Annotated in this window: 15 protein-coding genes; 5 read left to right on the top strand and 10 right to left on the bottom strand. The window is 39.5% G+C overall.

What is annotated here, in order from left to right; translation table 11 throughout:
- Window positions 1-35 precede the first annotated feature (35 nt).
- The 9 genes from BET01_RS11070 to BET01_RS11110 all read right to left on the bottom strand — a co-directional run bounded on the left by BET01_RS11070 (window position 36) and on the right by BET01_RS11110 (window position 12,004).
- Entirely contained in the window at window positions 36-1,706 is a 1,671-nt protein-coding gene (locus tag BET01_RS11070; protein WP_147422808.1) for a glycoside hydrolase family 43 protein, read from the bottom strand.
- Between the two features lie 496 nt (window positions 1,707-2,202).
- Window positions 2,203-3,039: an ABC transporter permease gene (locus tag BET01_RS11075; RefSeq protein WP_120196870.1), complete on the bottom strand. Its 837-nt coding sequence runs from the start codon at window positions 3,037-3,039 to the stop codon at window positions 2,203-2,205.
- Window position 3,040: 1 nt separating this feature from the next.
- Window positions 3,041-3,961, bottom strand: coding sequence for an ABC transporter ATP-binding protein (locus tag BET01_RS11080; protein ID WP_120196871.1), 921 nt, complete (start codon window positions 3,959-3,961; stop codon window positions 3,041-3,043).
- Window positions 3,962-4,634: 673 nt separating this feature from the next.
- Window positions 4,635-5,315, bottom strand: coding sequence for a rhamnogalacturonan acetylesterase (locus tag BET01_RS11085; RefSeq protein WP_120196872.1), 681 nt, complete (start codon window positions 5,313-5,315; stop codon window positions 4,635-4,637).
- Window positions 5,269-7,041 carry a family 43 glycosylhydrolase gene (locus tag BET01_RS11090; RefSeq protein ID WP_158585042.1) on the bottom strand — a complete coding sequence of 591 codons (1,773 nt, stop codon included), beginning with the start codon at window positions 7,039-7,041 and terminating at the stop codon, window positions 5,269-5,271. Before BET01_RS11090 ends, BET01_RS11085 begins: the two co-directional genes overlap by 47 nt.
- Window positions 6,992-8,524, bottom strand: a complete 1,533-nt coding sequence (locus BET01_RS11095) for a glycoside hydrolase family 43 protein (protein WP_120196874.1) — start codon at window positions 8,522-8,524, stop codon at window positions 6,992-6,994. The genes BET01_RS11090 and BET01_RS11095 overlap by 50 nt, the downstream gene beginning before the upstream one ends.
- A gap of 73 nt (window positions 8,525-8,597) precedes the next feature.
- Window positions 8,598-9,434, bottom strand: a complete 837-nt coding sequence (locus BET01_RS11100) for a carbohydrate ABC transporter permease (protein WP_120196875.1) — start codon at window positions 9,432-9,434, stop codon at window positions 8,598-8,600.
- A gap of 11 nt (window positions 9,435-9,445) precedes the next feature.
- The gene (locus tag BET01_RS11105) at window positions 9,446-10,405 is read right to left on the bottom strand and encodes an ABC transporter permease (RefSeq protein WP_120196876.1); all 960 of its coding nucleotides are present in this window, start codon (window positions 10,403-10,405) and stop codon (window positions 9,446-9,448) included.
- An 18-nt stretch (window positions 10,406-10,423) separates the two neighbouring features.
- Window positions 10,424-12,004, bottom strand: coding sequence for an extracellular solute-binding protein (locus BET01_RS11110; protein WP_120196877.1), 1,581 nt, complete (start codon window positions 12,002-12,004; stop codon window positions 10,424-10,426).
- A gap of 323 nt (window positions 12,005-12,327) precedes the next feature.
- On the opposite strand from BET01_RS11110, the gene BET01_RS11115 reads away from it, so the two are divergent.
- Window positions 12,328-14,604 carry an AraC family transcriptional regulator gene (locus tag BET01_RS11115; protein WP_120196878.1) on the top strand — a complete coding sequence of 759 codons (2,277 nt, stop codon included), beginning with the start codon at window positions 12,328-12,330 and terminating at the stop codon, window positions 14,602-14,604.
- Window positions 14,564-15,928 carry a serine hydrolase domain-containing protein gene (locus BET01_RS11120; protein ID WP_120196879.1) on the top strand — a complete coding sequence of 455 codons (1,365 nt, stop codon included), beginning with the start codon at window positions 14,564-14,566 and terminating at the stop codon, window positions 15,926-15,928. Before BET01_RS11115 ends, BET01_RS11120 begins: the two co-directional genes overlap by 41 nt.
- 133 nt (window positions 15,929-16,061) lie before the next feature.
- Here the strand turns inward: BET01_RS11120 and BET01_RS11125 are convergent, their stop codons facing one another.
- The gene (locus BET01_RS11125; RefSeq protein ID WP_120196880.1) at window positions 16,062-16,466 is read right to left on the bottom strand and encodes a hypothetical protein; all 405 of its coding nucleotides are present in this window, start codon (window positions 16,464-16,466) and stop codon (window positions 16,062-16,064) included.
- Window positions 16,467-16,800: 334 nt separating this feature from the next.
- Here BET01_RS11125 and BET01_RS11130 point away from each other — a divergent pair, with 334 nt between their 5' ends.
- From BET01_RS11130 to BET01_RS11140, 3 genes are all read left to right on the top strand, one after another.
- Complete coding sequence (locus tag BET01_RS11130; RefSeq protein WP_243117191.1) at window positions 16,801-17,502, top strand: alpha/beta hydrolase; 702 nt, start codon at window positions 16,801-16,803, stop codon at window positions 17,500-17,502.
- Window positions 17,503-17,645: 143 nt separating this feature from the next.
- Window positions 17,646-18,341 (top strand): response regulator transcription factor, encoded by a 696-nt coding sequence (locus BET01_RS11135; RefSeq protein WP_120196882.1) that lies wholly within the window; start codon window positions 17,646-17,648, stop codon window positions 18,339-18,341.
- Window positions 18,342-18,362: 21 nt separating this feature from the next.
- Window positions 18,363-19,268, top strand: coding sequence for a sensor histidine kinase (locus tag BET01_RS11140; protein ID WP_166428726.1), 906 nt, complete (start codon window positions 18,363-18,365; stop codon window positions 19,266-19,268).
- Window positions 19,269-19,334 lie beyond the last annotated feature (66 nt).

The following is a 19,334-nucleotide window of genomic DNA, read 5'->3' on the forward strand; positions in this document are numbered from 1 at the left end:
GAATCTCCGTTTTAGAATAATATTTGTTTTTAAAATCACTTTGCCTTGCTGCCCCATATACAAGTATTATTATTTCCAACTGTGGTAAATGTCATGATAGGCTCTGAGGTTCTATTTTCATCATGCTGTTTGAAAAATACGCCCTGATATTCCGTACCATTCATAACCAAAGTGATATAGTCATACTTGTTTCCACTTACTTTTTTCCAGGTTCCGTTTCTGTCTCCTTGGATTTTTCCATTCTCAAGCAGAGTAATGGTTTCTTTTTTTGTCATATCTGAAGATGTTTTCTGACCGTGATCGTATAAATCGTATTTGCCTAATACTTCCTTGGTATCATAATGACTGATCATATCGTTTTTATTTTCAAATACGGCAGTTACGGGCCAGCCCTTTTGATTTAAAAATTGCTGATGAACACGAACCTCATGGTTTTCCGTCCCATTATCAAATCTTTGATGATAAACCAGATAGCGGTTTCCATCTCCGTTAATAAAGGCGCTGTTATGACCTGCTGCCTTATATCCGGTATTGCTTCCGCTTAACAGGTAATTACCAATGAGTTTTATTCCGTATTGCTCATTATTTTGTTTGTTGTCTGCGGCATTCTTACCTGATGCATCCAGATAGGGGCCAGTGACATTCTTAGAACGAAACAGGCGCATGTTGTACCCGCCATTGGCAGTCAAACCACCGTAGGTTTCGTACAGATAATAATACCCGCTTTCCTTATCATATGTGATGTACGGGCCCTCTCCTGACTGATGATTGCCTCCTGCCAGATGGACTCCAAAGTAACGGTCTATATAATTCCCACTGGTTCCATCTACGGAATCTGTTCCCGGATATTTCACTGCACCTGTCTCTAAGTTAAGTTCATTCAGATAGATTCCACCGGACCAGGAACCATAAACCATGTAAAGCTTTTTCCCGGACTGATCAAAAAACAGGGTAGGATCAATGGCATTTGGCCCGTAATTATGATTCCATTCATTCCCATTAAACCACTTGTCACTAATGCCATTTTTTAATACTCCGGAATCCGTCAGTTTTTTTAAATTGAGATACTGATTGTCCCACTTGGTATTCCTGGTGCTTTTTCCGTCTGTCTTTCCATCTTTTGTAAACCCGGAATAAATAATGGTATCCACATAGGTATAGGGACCTCCTATCTCTTTTGAAACCCCGTAACCAATACAGGATCTGCGCCAGGTAGAGGAGGCGCTGTAATAAATCATATAAGCTCCCTTGCTCCCATCCTTATTTTGATAATAGGGATTCCAAATAACATCTGGTGCCCAGACGGCATACTTTCCACCAGAAGAATCTCCATCATCATAACCAGCCCACAAAAAAGATTGTTTTAAGTTATTTCTTACATTCCCATAGAGCCAGTTATTGGTTACATTATCATAATCACCACCCAAAGAGGTCCAATTGACAAGATCCTTTGATTTTGCTCCAGCCAGATGAGAGCCAAATATATAATATTCTCCATTTTTTGACTCAACGATTGACGGGTCATGAACGGATACACGTTTTGGTGTTTCCTGATTATTCTGGAGATTATTTTTCATTTCTGCTCCGCCTGCACGAAAAAAGAAAGCGATTACAAAAACAGTAAGTATCCCCGTTGCCACAATCATCATAATAGTTTTTCTTTTAACCACTCCACTCATAAATACTTCACCCCTTGGCAGCTTCAACTGCCATACCTTCTATTAATTATTTTGAAAACATAAAGATACAGTTAGTACCGAGAAAGATAGCAATGATAGACGCTGAAATCTATAAACATAATTATTCTAGGCTATCCTGGCATAGTTTTTGCTGATTGCTTTATTTGATCTATCTCTTTCACTCCTTAGATTTCAGGTTTACATTACATTTTTCAAATAAGAGATTCTTATTTTTATGTACTTCTTATATATTTTTTGTGATTTCACCTCCTTTTTTATCTATATTTTACAGTTATCACTCTGTGAATTCAAGTATTAATTTACTTTTCTTTAAATCACTCTCTATTTATCTATACAATATGATTTCATATAGCTTCGTACTATTTATTTTGTCGGTTGTCGGAAAGCAATGTGCAAAAAAACACGTCTTGGGCGGCTTATTAAAGCCGTAGCAAGACGCGTTTTCACGTGATCCATATGATTTCTTATATAAACTTACATACTTAACTTAACTTCCCTACCATTATCCCCAAAGCGCATTGGCATCAGTAGCACTTCGATTCAGACGGGAAAAATCTGTCTTAACAAAGGATATGGTAGACAGCAACAGAAACACCAATCCAATAATTAAAATGATAGCAAACGTCATAAATGGAGTAATGGCAAAACCATTGATTTCAACCACCAATCCTTCTTTTATCAAATCAGAAATGGGTAGACCCGTCTTTTCTAAAACTATCATTCGAAAGAATGCCGTAGCATAAGTCATTGGATTGAAATAAGCCACAAACTTTAAGGTGCCTGGTAACATGGAGATTGGAATGTATGCACCGGAAAGGAATGTCAGGGGCATTGTTACCGCTGTTTTAACAATCTGGAATGTTTGACCATTTCGTACTTTCGTTGCTAAAAATAGCCCCACACCGGAAAAAACAATGCCAATGAAAATCATGGAAACAAGCACTAAGAAAGGTGTCTTCCAATCTGTAAACTTTATACCGATAAATAAGCCAATTACCAATATTAAGATTCCCTGTAAGGTGGATACCGTTGCTGCAGACAATAGTTGTCCCAAGGCAACATAAACTCTTTTCGCCGGTGAGACCAAGACCTCTTTCATAAATCCGCTAACCATATCATCTACCGTGGAAGATGCAAGATTCAGCGCACTTTCAAACACGGTGGTGATAATGACACCGGAAAGCATATAGGCGATGGGATTCTCAATAAAATCATTTTTAAATATGGCACCAAAGACGTAAACAAAGAAAAACGGGAAAATCAATGAAAATACAAGTCCGGTTTTGTTTCGTACAAATGCTTTAAGGCCTCTTTTCCATAATGCAAATACTGTATTCATATTAGGCCTCCTCTCTAATCTTTTTACCTGTTATCTCTAAAAACACATCATTAAACGTACCTTTTTTGATTTCAATATTGGTGATATGTTCCTTATGAACGCTTAATACCTCCAGCAAACGATCCAGATGCTCTGCCTCTACCTTATAATAGCCATCTTTTTTTGTATAGTCTAAGTGATGCTCTGAAAGAAGCAATTCTAAGGCTTCTTCATTTTTGGTGTTGATATAAGCTTTGTCCTTGGTATACTTTTTCTTAAGCGCATAAGGCGTATCATGTGCAACTATTTCTCCACCGTCCATAATCGCGATTTTATTGCAAATCTCGGCCTCTTCCATATAATGAGTCGTTAGAAAGATGGTAATATTTCTTTCCTTTTGAAGCTTCATAATATATTCCCAGATATGTGCCCTAGTCTGAGGATCTAACCCGGTTGTTGGCTCATCTAAAAATAATACCTTAGGATAATGAATCAGACCTCTGGCAATTTCCACCCTCCGTTTCATACCTCCGGATAAGGCGGAAACCATTTTCTTTCTCTCACCGGTCAAATCCACTAGATTCAAAACAAACGAAATTCGCTCTTCTACTTCTCTATTGGGAATGTTATAAAATACACAGTGCATTTTCAGATTTTCTTCAATGGTCATTTTCGCATCAAGGGTGGAATCCTGAAACACGACCCCAATTGCAGATCGTACTTCCCCTTTCTGACGACTTACATCTTTACCATCGATCAATAACGTGCCAGAAGTTTTTTCAAAGATGGTACACAACGTATTAATTGTTGTACTTTTGCCCGCACCGTTAGGGCCTAGAAATGCAAATACGCTGCCTTCTTCTACATCAAACGATATATTGTTGACTGCGACAAAGTCGCCATATTTTTTTGTAAAGTTTTTAACTTGAATGATTGGATTCATAGTTTTATCTCCCTTATCGCCGATTACTATTACGTAAATTTACCGATTATATGATGGAACTAATTATAAATAGACAAATACAGGTTTATCATCAACGAAAAGCCTCTGCTTTATACTCTTATTTGGTGCTGGCATAGCCAATTCCCTAGTATCCGGTTTGTGTGCAAGCGACGTATAGATTTTCCTAATATAAGTTATCATGCTTTTAAATCAATATTTCCAGATCATAAATTTTAAAGTGCTGGAAGAATACTGCTATATTAACATAATAAAATATCATTTACAACAGAGAATGTGTACCAATCCTTCATTTTTACATGCTCCATAAAAGAGTCTGATATTATTCTTTTTTTAAGGTTCTTTCTATCTTTAAGCACTTCCTGGGAATTCAAAGAAGGTTATTTTTCTAACACTGAAATACAAACAATTAAAAATCTAAAATTTCATATAAAGAAAATAACAAAAGCGGTTCTCTGCCAATGATTCCAATATAACTGGCAAACAACCGCTTTAAAATAATTATATATATAACAATTATAACAACCCAAGTTTTCTTTATAAAGTCCTTAATAACAAGTCCACTTTTAATCAAAACTATAATACTCAAACAGATACAGCATTTTTTGTTCTCTATACTTTTATCTTAGATTATGAATGAATTGCCACATTTTTCTTAGGATACATCAAGACCTACATTTTCTATTAACGGAATTCCGTCTTCTAAAAGATCACTATATGGGGAGCCAAGCTTTTTAAGTTCTTGACAAAGAAATCCTGCCATAAGTACTGCCCCCTCGGGTTTTAAATGTGTATTATCTCCAGGCCACATAAAATAAGCCTTGGACGCCAGATCACCTACGAAAGCAAGATATTTTTCTGTTATATGGGTCAAGTTTATGACTGGAACCTCGGCCCTTTTTCCAGTTTTTATCATCGCCTCAGGAAAAGCCCCATGACTCCCTGGAAGAAAAACACCCTTATCATTAAAAAGTCTTCTGGCAATAGGCGTAATCAAAACAGGATAAGCGCCTTTACTTCTTGCTACTTCTATAAAACGAAGCAGATTTTCTGGAAATGTGGTCTCTGGGTCGGTATGACGCTCCGGGTCATCCTTTTCGTCGTTATGTCCAAACTGGATGAATAGAAAATCACCTTGCTTCATTTCCTTTTCTATAGAAGAAAGTCTTCCTTCATCCAAAAAGGATTTTGTGCTACGACCATTCTGGGCAAAACTTTTCATCTCCACAGTATCCTTAAGATACCAGAGCATGGCTTGAGAAATACCAGTCTGGGGGTAAGTTGCTATTTTATTGAATTTCACGGTGCTGTCTCCAGCGTAAAAGATTGCCGCCATTTACGTACACTCCATACATCGCTCCTGTAAAGCGTTTGCCTTTTGATAGACCTTCGGAACAAATTGATGTCACATCCGGCCAATGCCACAGGTAGCTGTTATTTAATAAAAATGTTCTTTGAAGCCCATGGGTTTCCACCCGGAAAGTTACGGTTTTTTGGAAAGAAAAGGGCTGTCGTTCTGTTCTAATATAAGCACGATCCACATATTCCGATACAAAAACAGTATCCTTTGTCACTCCAAATTTTATGTAGGTGTTCTCATCATAGTAAAGAGTCACGCCTGCATTGGAAGAAAATTCTTTTTCTTCTTCCATAAACTCCATGGTAAATTCCATGGTAAATTGAAAGTCCGGTTGACTTTTAACCAGAAGACTCCTACAACTCTTTTCCCATAAGTCTTTTCCGTCTCCACGAATCCAAACGCTACCGTCTTTTTCTTCCCTAACACTGCTTTCATCTCTGGCTCTCGGAGTTAACCAACTTTCTGCTGTCTGCTCCGCTTTTTTATATTCCTGCTGCTGATATGGTAAAGGAGCTATATAGGAAGGGCCTTTGCCTTGGTTCATCAAAGGCCAGCCGTCCAGAGTCCACTTGATCTCGTCCAAACAGGTTTCCCGTCCTAACATTCCCCACTGTCCCTTTAAGAATCGAGAACAAAGATATACCATAAACCAACGTCCGTCCTGAGTCTGAACTGGCTTTCCATGACCGCAGCACTGAATCGCAGACATTCCATCCTTTTGATGCATGATAGGGTTAAAAGGACAGGGTTCATAGGGGCCGTATAAGCTTCTGGACCTGGAAACCGTGATCATATGTCCTTTTCCGGTTCCTCCCTCTGCCAGAAAGCAGTAATAATATCCATCTTTTTTAATCAGGTGAGGCCCTTCTGGTGCATGTCCGGAATGACCGTACCAGATAAGAGAGGGCTCCGATAATAATTTTCTCCCATCCTCTGAGATTTCCATGATTCTGGCTCCACGGTTTAAGAGCATATATCGTTTGCCGTCATCATCGGTAAACAAAGAAGGATCGATGCCAAGCACCTCATGAATCACTGGCGTATCATAAGGTCCCTGAGGGCAAGTAGAGCTGGTAATCATCTGCGTCTGGATACATGGTGCATCGTCATTTAACCTTAAGGTGGCACAGATATAAAACCGTCCATTATGATAGCTGATATCTGGTGCCCAAAAACCACGTCCACACTCCAGACCTCCCAGATGTTCCTCCGCCCATGTAGAATCGGTCACCCCATAACCAATCACCTCCCAGTGAACCAAATCTTTTGAATGAGAGATGGGAATGGCAGGGAAATACAGGAAGCTGGAATGGACCATATAATAGTCCTCTCCGACCCGTACCACACTGGGATCTGGATGCATTCCTTTTAATATGGGATTTCGGTAGCTTTCCTCCACTGAAAAGCCACAGGCAGTTTTAAAATATTCCTCGATTTTAGTTCCCTTTGAAAGATCATAGGGCGACACCATGTTTTGATTGGCCCAGGTCGGATCCAGTCCACATCTCTCCACCAGATATGTAACAAGGCTTAGATTCTTCCCCTTTACTGCATAATGGAGAATGCTATTTCCCTCCACATCACAATCTTCTATATTAAAGGTGTGATCAATTAGGTGGATTACTAGAGATTCATTTCCTTCCTTTGCAGCCTCAAAGGCCTGCTTTGCCGTTGCCTCTGTCTTCGATGTGTATAAATTCATATTCCCCATACCCTTCTGATGAACCATTTTCCTTGTTCGCACTCCAAAGACACAGTTTTGCCCCAGTCCAGGTGGCCCTACGAAGTGGGAATTCTTTCCCCATAAACGTATAGCGGATTCCATCTGAAGACCAAGCAAACCGGTAGGTCTTATTATGGTACAATTCAAGCCTTAAGTAAACAGTATCCATATCATAGGAACAGGTCTTGCTTAACTCCTCAATAGCCTTTCCCTCAAGATTTTTCTCTGTCACCGCCCCGGTATAAAGGCAAAGTACATGACCTTTTTTCGTCAACTGAATGCCAAGATAAGCATAAGCATGACCAATCACTCCGATTGATGCCATATCTCCTGCCTCTTTTCCCAATAACCGAACCTTCGTCGTCATAGAACATGCCGGGTGCTGCGGAATCTGGGTGAAGGCATTTGGTGCATACCACAAAAGATTCTCTCTTTTGTCATTTGCCAGACAAAAAAGACGCAAACCGCTATGCCCAGCCAAAGAATAATAAAAATCCTTGGGATTTGCCTGCCACTGCCATTGAAGTCCAAGGCTATCTCCAGTAAAATCATCAGACTTCTTAATCTGATATCTAGGCTCTCCCTTTGCAGGAAGTCTCCACTCCTTCACTGGCTCTCCAATACCATCTCCATTTTGCTCCACTCCGATAAAAGGCCAGCCATTATTAAAACACATGGGCTGTAAATGAAGGATTCTTCCAAGCTCATGCACATCTTGAAAATGCAGGAACCAATGCCTTCCATCAGGAGCAATCACCCAACCTCCCTGATGAGGTCCGTTGACGTCTGTGTTCCCTTGATGCATGATGATCCGGTACTCATAAGGCCCATAGATGGATTTCGCCCGAAGCACCGACTGCCACCCGGTTGCCACACCACCAGAAGGCATTAAGATGTAATAATATCCCTGATACTGATAAAGCTTTGGTCCTTCCGTGGTAGGTCCTAGCTGTTCCCCGTCAAAGATAGCAATAGGCTCTGAAAGAACCTTGGTACACTCTGGATCAATCTCCACAAGATCTAAGCGATGCTTGATTCCGCACCGGCTGTTGGCATAAGCAAAGACCATATACGCTTTTCCATCCTCATCCCAGAAAGGACATGGATCGATCCACCCCTTAGCCTCATGTAAACAGCAAAGAGTAAATTCTCCATAAGGATCTTTACTGGAAGCCACATAAATCCCTTCATCCGGAAGAGGAATAAACACATAAAAGATACCTTCATGATAACGAATGGATGGTGCCCAGGTGCCTGAGCCATGGGAAGGGCGGTCGTACTTCTCAAACGGAAGAGATCTTACACAGTAATTGATCATCTCCCAGTGAACCAAATCCCTGGAATGAAGCAGGGGGACCCCTGGTAAGTAAGTGAAGGAAGAAGCTACCATATAGTAATCTTCTCCTACCCGGATGACATCCGGATCTGAATAATCTGCATACAAAATGGGGTTTTGATACATCTTATGGCTCCTTTTATTTTATCATAGATTGAGAAAAAGGAGCAGACCATCTGCTCCCTCTCCCGCCAATTTTTTATTCTTTCACAGCTCCTATATTCACACCCTGGATAAAATACTTCTGACAGAATGGATAAATGATCATAAATGGAAGGATTGCCACGATAACCGCTGCATTCTTTACGGTGTTTTCGGTCGCACCTCCAATGGCATGGGGCAAGTCACTTCCCATTATAACTGATCTGAGCTTCATCTGAAAGTTATATAAATTATCATTTGTAATATAAAGCTTATAATGGGTGTAATCATTCCAATAAGATACTGCATACATAAGTCCAATGGCAGTCAGTGCTGCTTTGGATAACGGCAAAACGATTTTCAAAAATATCCCCATAGGAGAACAGCCGTCAATCTCTGCCGATTCAAAAAGACTGTCTGGGATTCCCTCAAAAAAGTTTCTCATCAGCACCATATTATAAACATTGATTGCAGGCATCAGTATTACTACCAATAAGGTATTGGTCAGATGCAACGTCTTCATGACCAAATAAGTCGGGATCATTCCACCGCTAAAAATCATAGTAAACAACATCAAATTGGCAAATAAAGTTCTTCCAGGCATCTTCCACTGAATTAAGACATAAGCGCCTAAGGTAGCAATGGTAAGTCCGGTTATAGTTCCCACTACCGTTGTCAAACAAGATACTAAAAATGGCTTGTAAAGAGTCGGATTCGTAAATACGGAAACATAACCTGCCATACCAAACCGTTCTGGAAACAGCTTCATACCGTAAGCAGTTTTTAAATCCAGGGAGTCGATGAGTACCTTGTAGATGGGGACAATCATGATAATACTAATTAAAATGAATATAACCACCAGCGCATAGTCAAATGCGGTTGCTTTCTTTTTCATGTTCTCTCCCCCTAAACGATCCCTCTTCCCCTGACTTTTTGGCTTGCCTTATTGCAGATTAATACAAGTGCACAACCCACTAGTGAAGCCGTAAGCCCCACTGCTGTGGTATAGCCATAATCAGGAAGAGCGCCCGAGTTAAATGTTTGTGTATAGATGTAAGTATGAAGAACGTCTGATTTTTGAGTGACTGCGTCATTTTGCATAACGAAAACAGACTCAAATAAGTTCATAACTTTTGCAAGATTCAAAATAAGTACTGTAATGATGGTATTAGAAAGCGCTGGCATGGTGATGAACCGAAGCTTATTCAGTCGGCCCGCTCCATCCATGGATGCAGCTTCATAAAGCTCTGGATTGATTCCAGAAAGGGTTGCTATGAAAATGATAGTCCCCCACCCCGTATCCTTCCAGACATTGATGATATAAAACATGGGACGCCACCAGTTCTTATCCCCAAGGAAATAAATCCCTTCCTTTACTATCCCAAATTTCACCATAAGTGCATTGATTAAGCCAGCGTCACTAGGGGATAAAATCAGGGTAAATACAGAGGCAGTTACTACCCATGACATAAAATGGGGCAGATAAACGATAGTCTGAGTTACCTTTTTAAAGGTTGCTGAGCGCAGCTCATTGAGCATAAGAGAAAGCACAACAGCCATAAACGTATTTAATAGAAGCTTAATGACGCTTAATGTGATGGTATTGCCAAAGGCGTTCCAAAATCCTGACATCTTCATCATTTTTTCAAAATGTTGGAGACCTACAAAAACCGGTTCCTTAATGCCCTTATACGTGTAAAATGCATATCGCACCCCAAACATAGGAAGATAATGAAACACGATTGCAAAAATAAGAACCGGCAAAAACATCAGATAAAATCCCTTATAGTACCGAAGCGAAACCAGCAGCGGCCGTTTTTGGTTACCTGCAGCAACCGCTGCAGGCCCTTTCTTCTTTGTATTCATATATGAACCTTTCTAACTCTATTTTGCAGATTCCTGTTCATTGAGTGAGTCTACGATTTTTTTGGACCACTCTGCTCCGCCTTCTTTTTCAAAACGTGCATACGCTTCCTCAATGGATATTCCCTGTACCACAACATCGGCTACAATGGAATTTTTAAGAGTGGTTAAATCGCCGTTATACGTTGCCATTACATCGGTCGACGGAATAATGGAAGCCTGACGGCAGTTTTTATTAAATAACTCCTGAGAGACTTTTGCTTCTTCTTTTACCGTATCCTTACCAGGATCTTCATCCCACTTAACGATGGAAAGCATAGGATCAAGGTGCTGTTTGGTATACTGTGTACCAGGCTGCTCCAGACTTTCTTTCGTATGGAACTGACCTTCTGCATATGTATTATCCAAAATGGTTTCAGCCTTTTTAGACCAGTGAACATCTTCCACGCCATAGCTCCACAATAACTGAGTGTCTCCGCCATCTAACATGGTTTCAATGAAGTATTTAAACACACCTTCTGGATTTTCACAGGAAGAAGTGATTGCCCATACTGGTGCTGTGCCTTCTTCATAAGCCCCAATTTCTTTGATTGGCTTTAATGGAACCAACTCTCCGTCTTTTCCATTGGCTTCTAGATTATTCTTTAAGTTACTTGCCCAAGTACCTGCCCAATAAGTAAATACACCAAATTTATCCTCATAAAACTTATTTCGGCAATCCTTGGTTCCATTTGTTAATGTCTCTTTATCAATATAACCTGCTGCATAAGCATCTCTTAAACGAGTTAAGGCACCCTTGAAATTATCTTTGGTAAATCCATCATACCAGAGACCATCCTCACCCTTTTCAAAGTTTGGCTTTGCATCCTGGTAAAATTCAGGAAGGTAATTGGAAGAAGGATCTCCCTGGCCCACGAATCCTGCCGCCGAAACACCATAAGTGTCCCCATTGATTCCATTGCCATCAGGATCGCCTTCGGTAAATGCTTTTAACATGTTTAAGTATTCGTCATACGTTTCTGGTGCTTTTAACTCACACCGATCAAGCCAGGCTTTTTTTACATAAGTAAGACAACCTCCTCTTCTGGCTACAGGAAATCCAAATAGTTTTCCATTTATCTTTGTATTATCAATGACTTCTTCTCCAGTCACACGTCCGGAAGCTTTCAGCTCAGAATTATTCCAGGCGTCTGTCATATCCCAGAGCGCACCTTCTTCCGCATATCCGGTATAATAACTTCCATTAAGAATAATCAAATCCGGCCAGTTTTCAGGACCAGAGGCAAACGTTTGCCCCAGAACATCAAAGTAAGCATCATGATCTGGCTGAATGATCTCAAGATCAATCCCAGTCAGCGCCTCCCATTTTTTTTCAAACGCTTCTCTGTTATTTGGCTTAGTGGTAACTGTACCATTTACCATAATTGTGATTTTCTCTGGCTTCTTAATATCATTTTTTCCAGCTGTTTCCCCTGTTGCGGTACTGGACTCCGCATTTGCTGCACTACCGCTCGTTTTAGAACCGGACGAACATCCACTTAATACCATGGAAGCTGCCATTGTCATTGCCATGCCGGCTGCAAGCATTTTTTTTACTCTCATTTGAAACCTCCCACATATATTTTTCTATGTGCGTCTTTGACGCTACGCCATCATATCATTGGACCGTAATTATATCAACGGACACATTTTCACTTCATTGTTCAATTTTATCTTATTGTCTTTTAATATCCTTTTTTTATTATGCAATATACACATGATACTGCTCCCCACTTTGCCACTTCTCTTAAAAACACATAAAAATCCCAGTTTTCCTGCGTACATTATTTACGTTCAGTGTACAGTTTTTAAACATTACGCCGTTTTATTGATTTTATATTCGTTTCATACTATAATTCCTTCATATGAAATAAGGAACGGTGCTTATGAAAAATCACAGCAGGCAAAAACAGGATGTACCATTTAAAAATCAGCTCATGCTCTCCTACACCATTTTTCTTGGAATTATTTTAATCATTGGGATCGTGCTGTATTACATATCTTCCGCACAGGTAAAAAAGGGAATCAGCCAACAAAATCGCCTCACCTTATCAGCCTCGGTCAAACAGTTAGACAGCACCATGGAATTGATGAATGCGGCGGTCAAACAGGTCTCCTCCAACCGTTTTTTCAATAACCTGTCTCACCTTTCTGGAGAGGAAGAAAACGATTTTTATTACTTGGGATATCAAACCCAGCTAAGCTTAAAATCCATCACTCCAGTGGAGGTGCTGCTACCAATCAGTAACTCTTTTATTTTTATGGAGAAAAACGGGTACGTGGTATCCTCTACCATATTTTCTGATTTTCGGTTTTTTGCCCTAAACAATGCCAAATACCGGATAGATCCAGAGACCTTCTCCAAAGCACTGTTAAATGAAACGTCGTGGAATCGATTTATTCCAATGTCTGATTTCAAGGGAGATTCAAAAAATTATCTATACGTGTATCCCCTTTTAAATCCCCTTCGTTCCGAGAACAAGCCATTGTCCGTGTTATGCTATTTGTTTGACTATGATCTCATAACCGAGTTTTTTTCCGGCATCAACTTGTATGGCGACGGATATTTAACCGCATTTAACAAAAGTGGCTCCCAAATGTTTTTTTTATCTGATGACAGTCCGTCAGATTCCTTTGAACTACTAGAAAACCTCCAATATGAGGACCAGATCGCTCATATAAAAGCAAGTGAAACCCGGGAAGAGATGTTGGTGACTGCGGTTTCTTCCTCTTACAATGGATGGACCTATTACCTGGTTCAGCCAGAGGACAAAGCTTATTATTCCATTACATCCTCCCAGCGTTTCTTTACCATCATCACCATCTTATCCTTAGTGCTTGGCGGAGTGGTTTCCATCATATTTTCATCCAAAGGAAACCGGTGGCTCACCCAGATTAATAATGAGCTGGTATTTAAGGAATCGGTAGCGTCTTCCTTAAACCTTATTGTGGAGAAGCAAAAACCAATGGTGATTGAATCCTATCTAAGAAGAATCATGGAGGGAAGCATAACCACCAACGAGGAAAAAGAATACATCACCAATGAACTCTGCCTGGAGCAACCAGACGAAAAATACCATGTACTGTATACAGAGGTATCCCCTTCCCAGTCTGAACACATTCATTCCAGTGATATGGAACTGTTAATTCAAAATTACAACACTCTGGTACGGGAAGCGCTCCGCCGTCACTACCCTGACACCGGATTTATCTATAAACCCTCTGACCGGGTGTTTGCTGTACTGATCTCTTCAAATAAGACAGATCCCTTTGAAACGGTCATTGCTAAAAATAAAGCAACCTTCACCGAGCTTCACAACGAACTTTTAGAAAAATACGGCATTTGGATCCGGGGAGGTTTTGGAGACCGGAACACCATGATTTCTTACACCTGGAAATCCTATCAACAGGCAAAGGAAGCCAAATCCATCACCACCATAGAGCAATATATCCTAAGCAGTGATATCAACCAATCAAATGATGTGTATTACTACCCGGAGAGTCTTTCTGTTCAGCTTAGCGGATTTATATCAAGCGGGAACAAGGATCAGGTTCAGGAACTTTTTAAGCTGATCCGTAATGAAAATACAAAAAAGAAAAACTTATCTTATACGCAAAAGGGCTGGCTGGTGTCCGATGTGCGGGCAACCGTATTTAAAAAGAGACATAATCTTCTTACTGACGGATTCTCCCCGGAAAAACTCGGGTTATTGGATATCATTGATAAGCAGTTTGAAGGAGAGATGAGCTTAAGCATTCTTGAGACCATTGCTCTTGAACTATGCGATGTATGCGGTTCCGAAGGCAATGAACTGATTCTAAAAATACAAGGATACATCAATAACAATTACCAGGATCCAGACTTGTGCCTGACAAAGATTTCTGATGAATTTAAGATCTCAGAAAACTATTTCAGCTATTTGTTTAAAAAAGAAGTATCCGAGAATTTCTCCATCTATTTGGAACGATTAAGAATGGCAAAGGCAAAAGAAGTCATTACAGAATCCGATGCCGGTCTTTCCACCTTATATCAGTATATCGGCTACAACAATGCGGCCTCTTTTCGTCGGGCCTTTAAGAAAAATTTTGGTGTGTCACCAAAGGAAATGAGGGATAAAGTCAATGCAAAACAACATGGAAACCTATCTGAAAAAAGCATCTGAGGATGCATGGACCCATCTTTTAAAAAGTGGCCTACCAATACACAGCTTCCTAATGGACTGGAATGGACAACTTATAAAAGAAGCCTATGGGGCTCCTTATGAAAAAACGGACTTACACCGTATGTTCTCCATTACAAAAAGCCTTTGTTCCATTGCAATCGGATTTCTCCTTGCTGATGAGTTGATAACATTAGAGGACAAAATAACAAATTATTTCCCAGAATATTGTCCGCCAGGTACCACTCACCCCTGGCTTTTGGATATGACCATACGCAACATGCTCACTATGGAAACCTGCCACTCTTCCACTACCTATAAACGTGACAGAGAGAAGCACTGGGTGGAAAGCTTTTTTCTAACCCCTCCCTCTCATCGCAGCGGACAGATTTTCGTCTACGATACCTCAGCCAGCCATACCTTAGCTGCTTTGGTTAAAAAACTAACTGAAAAGAACCTCTTAGAGTACTTAAGGGAAAAGTGTCTGGATCAAATTGGATTTTCAAAAGAAGCCTATATCATAAAGGATCCCTTTGGCTGGGATATGGGCGGCTCCGGCCTTATGGCCCTTCCTTGGGACTTAATTAAGCTTGGGCGTTACTGCATGGATACGATTCATAAGGGACAAGGCATTTTTGCAGATTATCTACGGGATGCAGTTTCTTATCAAGTTCCTACCCTCCACTTTGGACAGACCTTGGAGGAACAACTTGGATATGGCTATCAGTTCTGGCGCATCCGCAAAGGCTTTGCAATGTACGGCCTGGGCGGCCAGTATGTTCTATTTTATCCAGAACAAAACCTAGTGTTTGCGGTGACGGCTGATACTCAAAACAGAAGAGGTGGTAACCAGGAGATACTAGATATCATTGGAGAGTGCGTGGATCTTTTAGAACCAATGACACACAACGTGGAACCATCACTGGATCAGGAAGAGGCAAAAAATATCTTTGTTTCCCCAAAGGAATGGAACAAATCTTACCAGCTTTTAGAGAATGAAAAAGGCTTTCACACGATTACTCTTTCTTATGGTGAGACAGAGGGTATCGTAATTCTTTCCGGGGAGGAAAGCAGTTTTACTTTTCCATTCTCTTTTCAAGAATTTATGGGTAGCACCTTACAGGGATATGAGGAAAAGATAGCCGTAAAAGCTATGTGGTTAGACAGCCACTTACTTTATCTTCCGGTACAGATTGTTGGGGAATCCGTGGGTTCCATTCATATCATGCTTCAGTTTTCTATGGAGAAAATAACAGTTTGTATGAAAAAGGCTGAGGAGAATAACTTCACTGAGTTCCAAGGATTCTTAGAAGGAATCTCTTTGTAAATACAGAAAAGAAGCCAATGGACTTTTCTATAATAATCCAATGGCTTCTTTTTTCTATTTCACATCATTTGCCCGGTTTTCATGCTCCGGCATAAATGAATTATATTCTATCTGTAAATCCATAAAAATAGTTTTATTCCGCCAGACCTGCATCTGATATGTTTCTTGTATGCAGTACGCCTCCTTCGATAATAAAAAGTCCATTTTTACTTCTCATGACGGAGTAATATTCCTGCTCCTCATGAGTTAAACCATAAACAATTTGTACGGTTCTCCAATTATTTCGATATACATTCCCTACCTTTGTTATCTCCGGTATATCCTCTGTCCTGCTTACTTCCATCATATTTTTGTTACTCACCATATTTATGTAGTTATACCTGGTAACTGTGACGGATAATATAATTCCCATGGTCAGGAAACCAAAAAGCCCCGTTAACATCACCCATTCTTTTCCTAAAAAGAATAAGACAAATAATAGAATCATAATAATGATATATATGATTCCATAAGCTGTAATACCCACAATATTAGTCATATCTCCCACCCCTATATTCCATCTGTCTTTTGTATGTTATAAAACGAAATGAATATAATTTTCTAAGCTCCCCACCTCTTTTCTCCTATTAAAATCATACCATATTATTTATATAATTAACATATAAATCCATGTTTTTTTGCTAAAATATTACATTTTATACCACTGTATTTTATGGGTTAAAAATGTCTTAATTATGTTTGAATGTTTTTGCAGGTCTTGTTATTTATATAACTCTTGTTATGGGATATTTTCTTATACTGTGATAAGATGAATAGAAATAAGAGATACTCGGAATATGAAGCTAAAATCGCATTAGAAAGGAATGTTTTCTATGAAAAAGAGGTTGAAAAAGGTTCTTTTACTTGTTTCAAGTCTTCTCCTATTATTTGTCTTGGTCTTTTTCCTCTACGTTTCTGATTATTATAAAGCGGATGAATCTGCTGTTGAAGCATTAAATGAGGACTTGAAGGAAAATAATGCAATCGTTAAGGATGATCTTATTATTATACCTTCCAAAATAAAGTCCGATACTGCAATGATTTTCTACCCAGGTGGGAAAGTAGAAGCAACCGCCTACTACCCTCTTCTCTCACGATTTGCAGACAATGGGATCACTTGTGTGCTGGTAAAGATGCCATTTCATCTTGCTATCTTTGATCCTTCTGCCGCAGATAGAGTTTTTGATACTTTACCTGAAATCAAGAACTGGTTTATAGGTGGCCATTCCCTGGGTGGTGCTATGGCAAGCAAATATATGTCTGAAAATCCCGGGAAATTAAAGGGATTGATTTTGCTTGGGGCTTATGTTTATGGAGATGTTCCATCGTCTAAAGCTTTAACCATTTATGGAACCAAAGACGGGGTACTGGATAAGGAGAAAATAAAGGATTCCGACCCTCAGCTACCATTGGTGGGAGGCAACCATGCCAACTTTGGTAATTACGGCGAGCAAAAGGGGGACCAAGAGGCAGATATGAGCAGAGAGGTTCAGCAGGAGAAAACAGCGGAGGCTGTGGAGGCGTTTGTGGAGTGATTAGGACTTAGTTCAATGATTCATTTACATTTAATTATCTTGTATTATTTGTTTCTGCGTTTACACTGTAATACGGGCATATACATATGAAAATCTTATATATATATGTTCATAAATTTCAATATTATTTAAGGGGGGTAACATTGAATTTCAATATTTTAGTAATAGATGATAATAAAGAATTATGCACCTTAATAAAACATAGTGTCGCAAAAGAAAAAATAAATGCCGACTGTTGTCATTCTGGTTTGGATGGACTAACCTTGCTTGAAAAGAATGACTACCAACTCATTCTTTTAGATGTCATGATGCCTGGGATGGATGGGTTTCAAACAATGGAAAAAATACGTGGTAGTAGTGGAATTCCCATTCTTATGCTAACTTCCAAAAATGATAATGCTTCAAAAATATTAGGCCTTCGTTCCGGTGCAGATGACTATCTGACAAAACCATTTGACATGGAAGAATTGATTGCTCGAGTAATTTCACTGATACGTAGGTATACGCGTTTTAATCTATCAGGAAACACTTCACAGACACTTACATACAAGGGATTGATAATAGATTTTGACAACCGAAGTGTAACGACCAAAAATGGTACATTCGAATTGCCACCAAAAGAATTTGACCTCTTACTATTCTGTGCAAAAAACCAGGGGAAGATATTGACAAAACAGCAGATTTATGAGGAAGTATGGGGTGAAGCTTATGTTTACGATAACAGCAATATAATGGCTATCATTAGCCGTCTTCGTAAAAAAATAGAATCAGATTCCGGAATACCTCTCTATATTCAGACGGTAAAGGGAATCGGTTACCGCTTTAATAAGGAGGTGTAAGCTTTGCCTTTAATCGTAATTATAAGCATATTGTTATTTCTGAGCCTTTTTTTAATAGTAATTTTTTTATTATTAATATTACGTACTAAAAAGCAACTAAAAAATATGGCGGAGGCTTTAACTGATATCCAGACTGGTAACGGCAATCGCAAAATCCTAGCTGTAGACAATGATATAACTTCTGAACTTTCCTTTAAAATGAACGAGATTGTTTATGGATATGAAGAACAGCTCTCCAAATTAAGATCTGCAGATGAGACCAATCGCCAGTTAATGACCAACCTTTCTCATGATGTAAGAACTCCGCTCACCACTCTAATTGGTTATCTGGACGCTATCCACAGAGGCGTAGCTGGACCAGATGAACACGATGAATATATTGAAATAGCAAGATTAAAAGCCCACGATCTAAAAGATTATATTGATATATTATTTGATTGGTTCAAATTGAACTCCTGCGAATTCTCTTTATCTTTAGAGCAGACCGAACTGGCCGAATTGACACGCAATATTTTAAAAGACTGGATTCCTATATTCGAAGAAAGGCAACTGCTATACGAAATAAAAATACCAGAAAAACCAATGTTCGTAACACTTGACTCTGGTGGCTATGAACGTATTATGAACAATTTGATTCAAAACGTTATTAGTCACAGTAATGCTTCTCAAATTACAATAGAAATAACACCAAAAGAAACTGATAGCCTAATTCGAATAGAGGACAATGGAATCGGTATCGATAAATCTGACCTCCTACACATTTTTGAGAGATTGTATAAGTGTGACAAAGGAAGATCTGGTAAAGGAAGCGGATTAGGATTGTCTATTGTCAAACAGATGGTCGAAAAAATGAATGGTACTATATATGCTGAAAGTGAGCCTAGCCAATATACTGCTTTTACTGTTTCCTTCCCTGCAAAGCATTAGTACATGCCTGAAAATACAAGGTTAATGCAAGGTTTGGGCAAGGTTAATGCAAGACAGGGGTGGTAG

Source organism: Lacrimispora algidixylanolytica, assembly GCF_003609635.1.
Classification (GTDB): Bacteria; Bacillota; Clostridia; order Lachnospirales; family Lachnospiraceae; genus Lacrimispora; species Lacrimispora algidixylanolytica.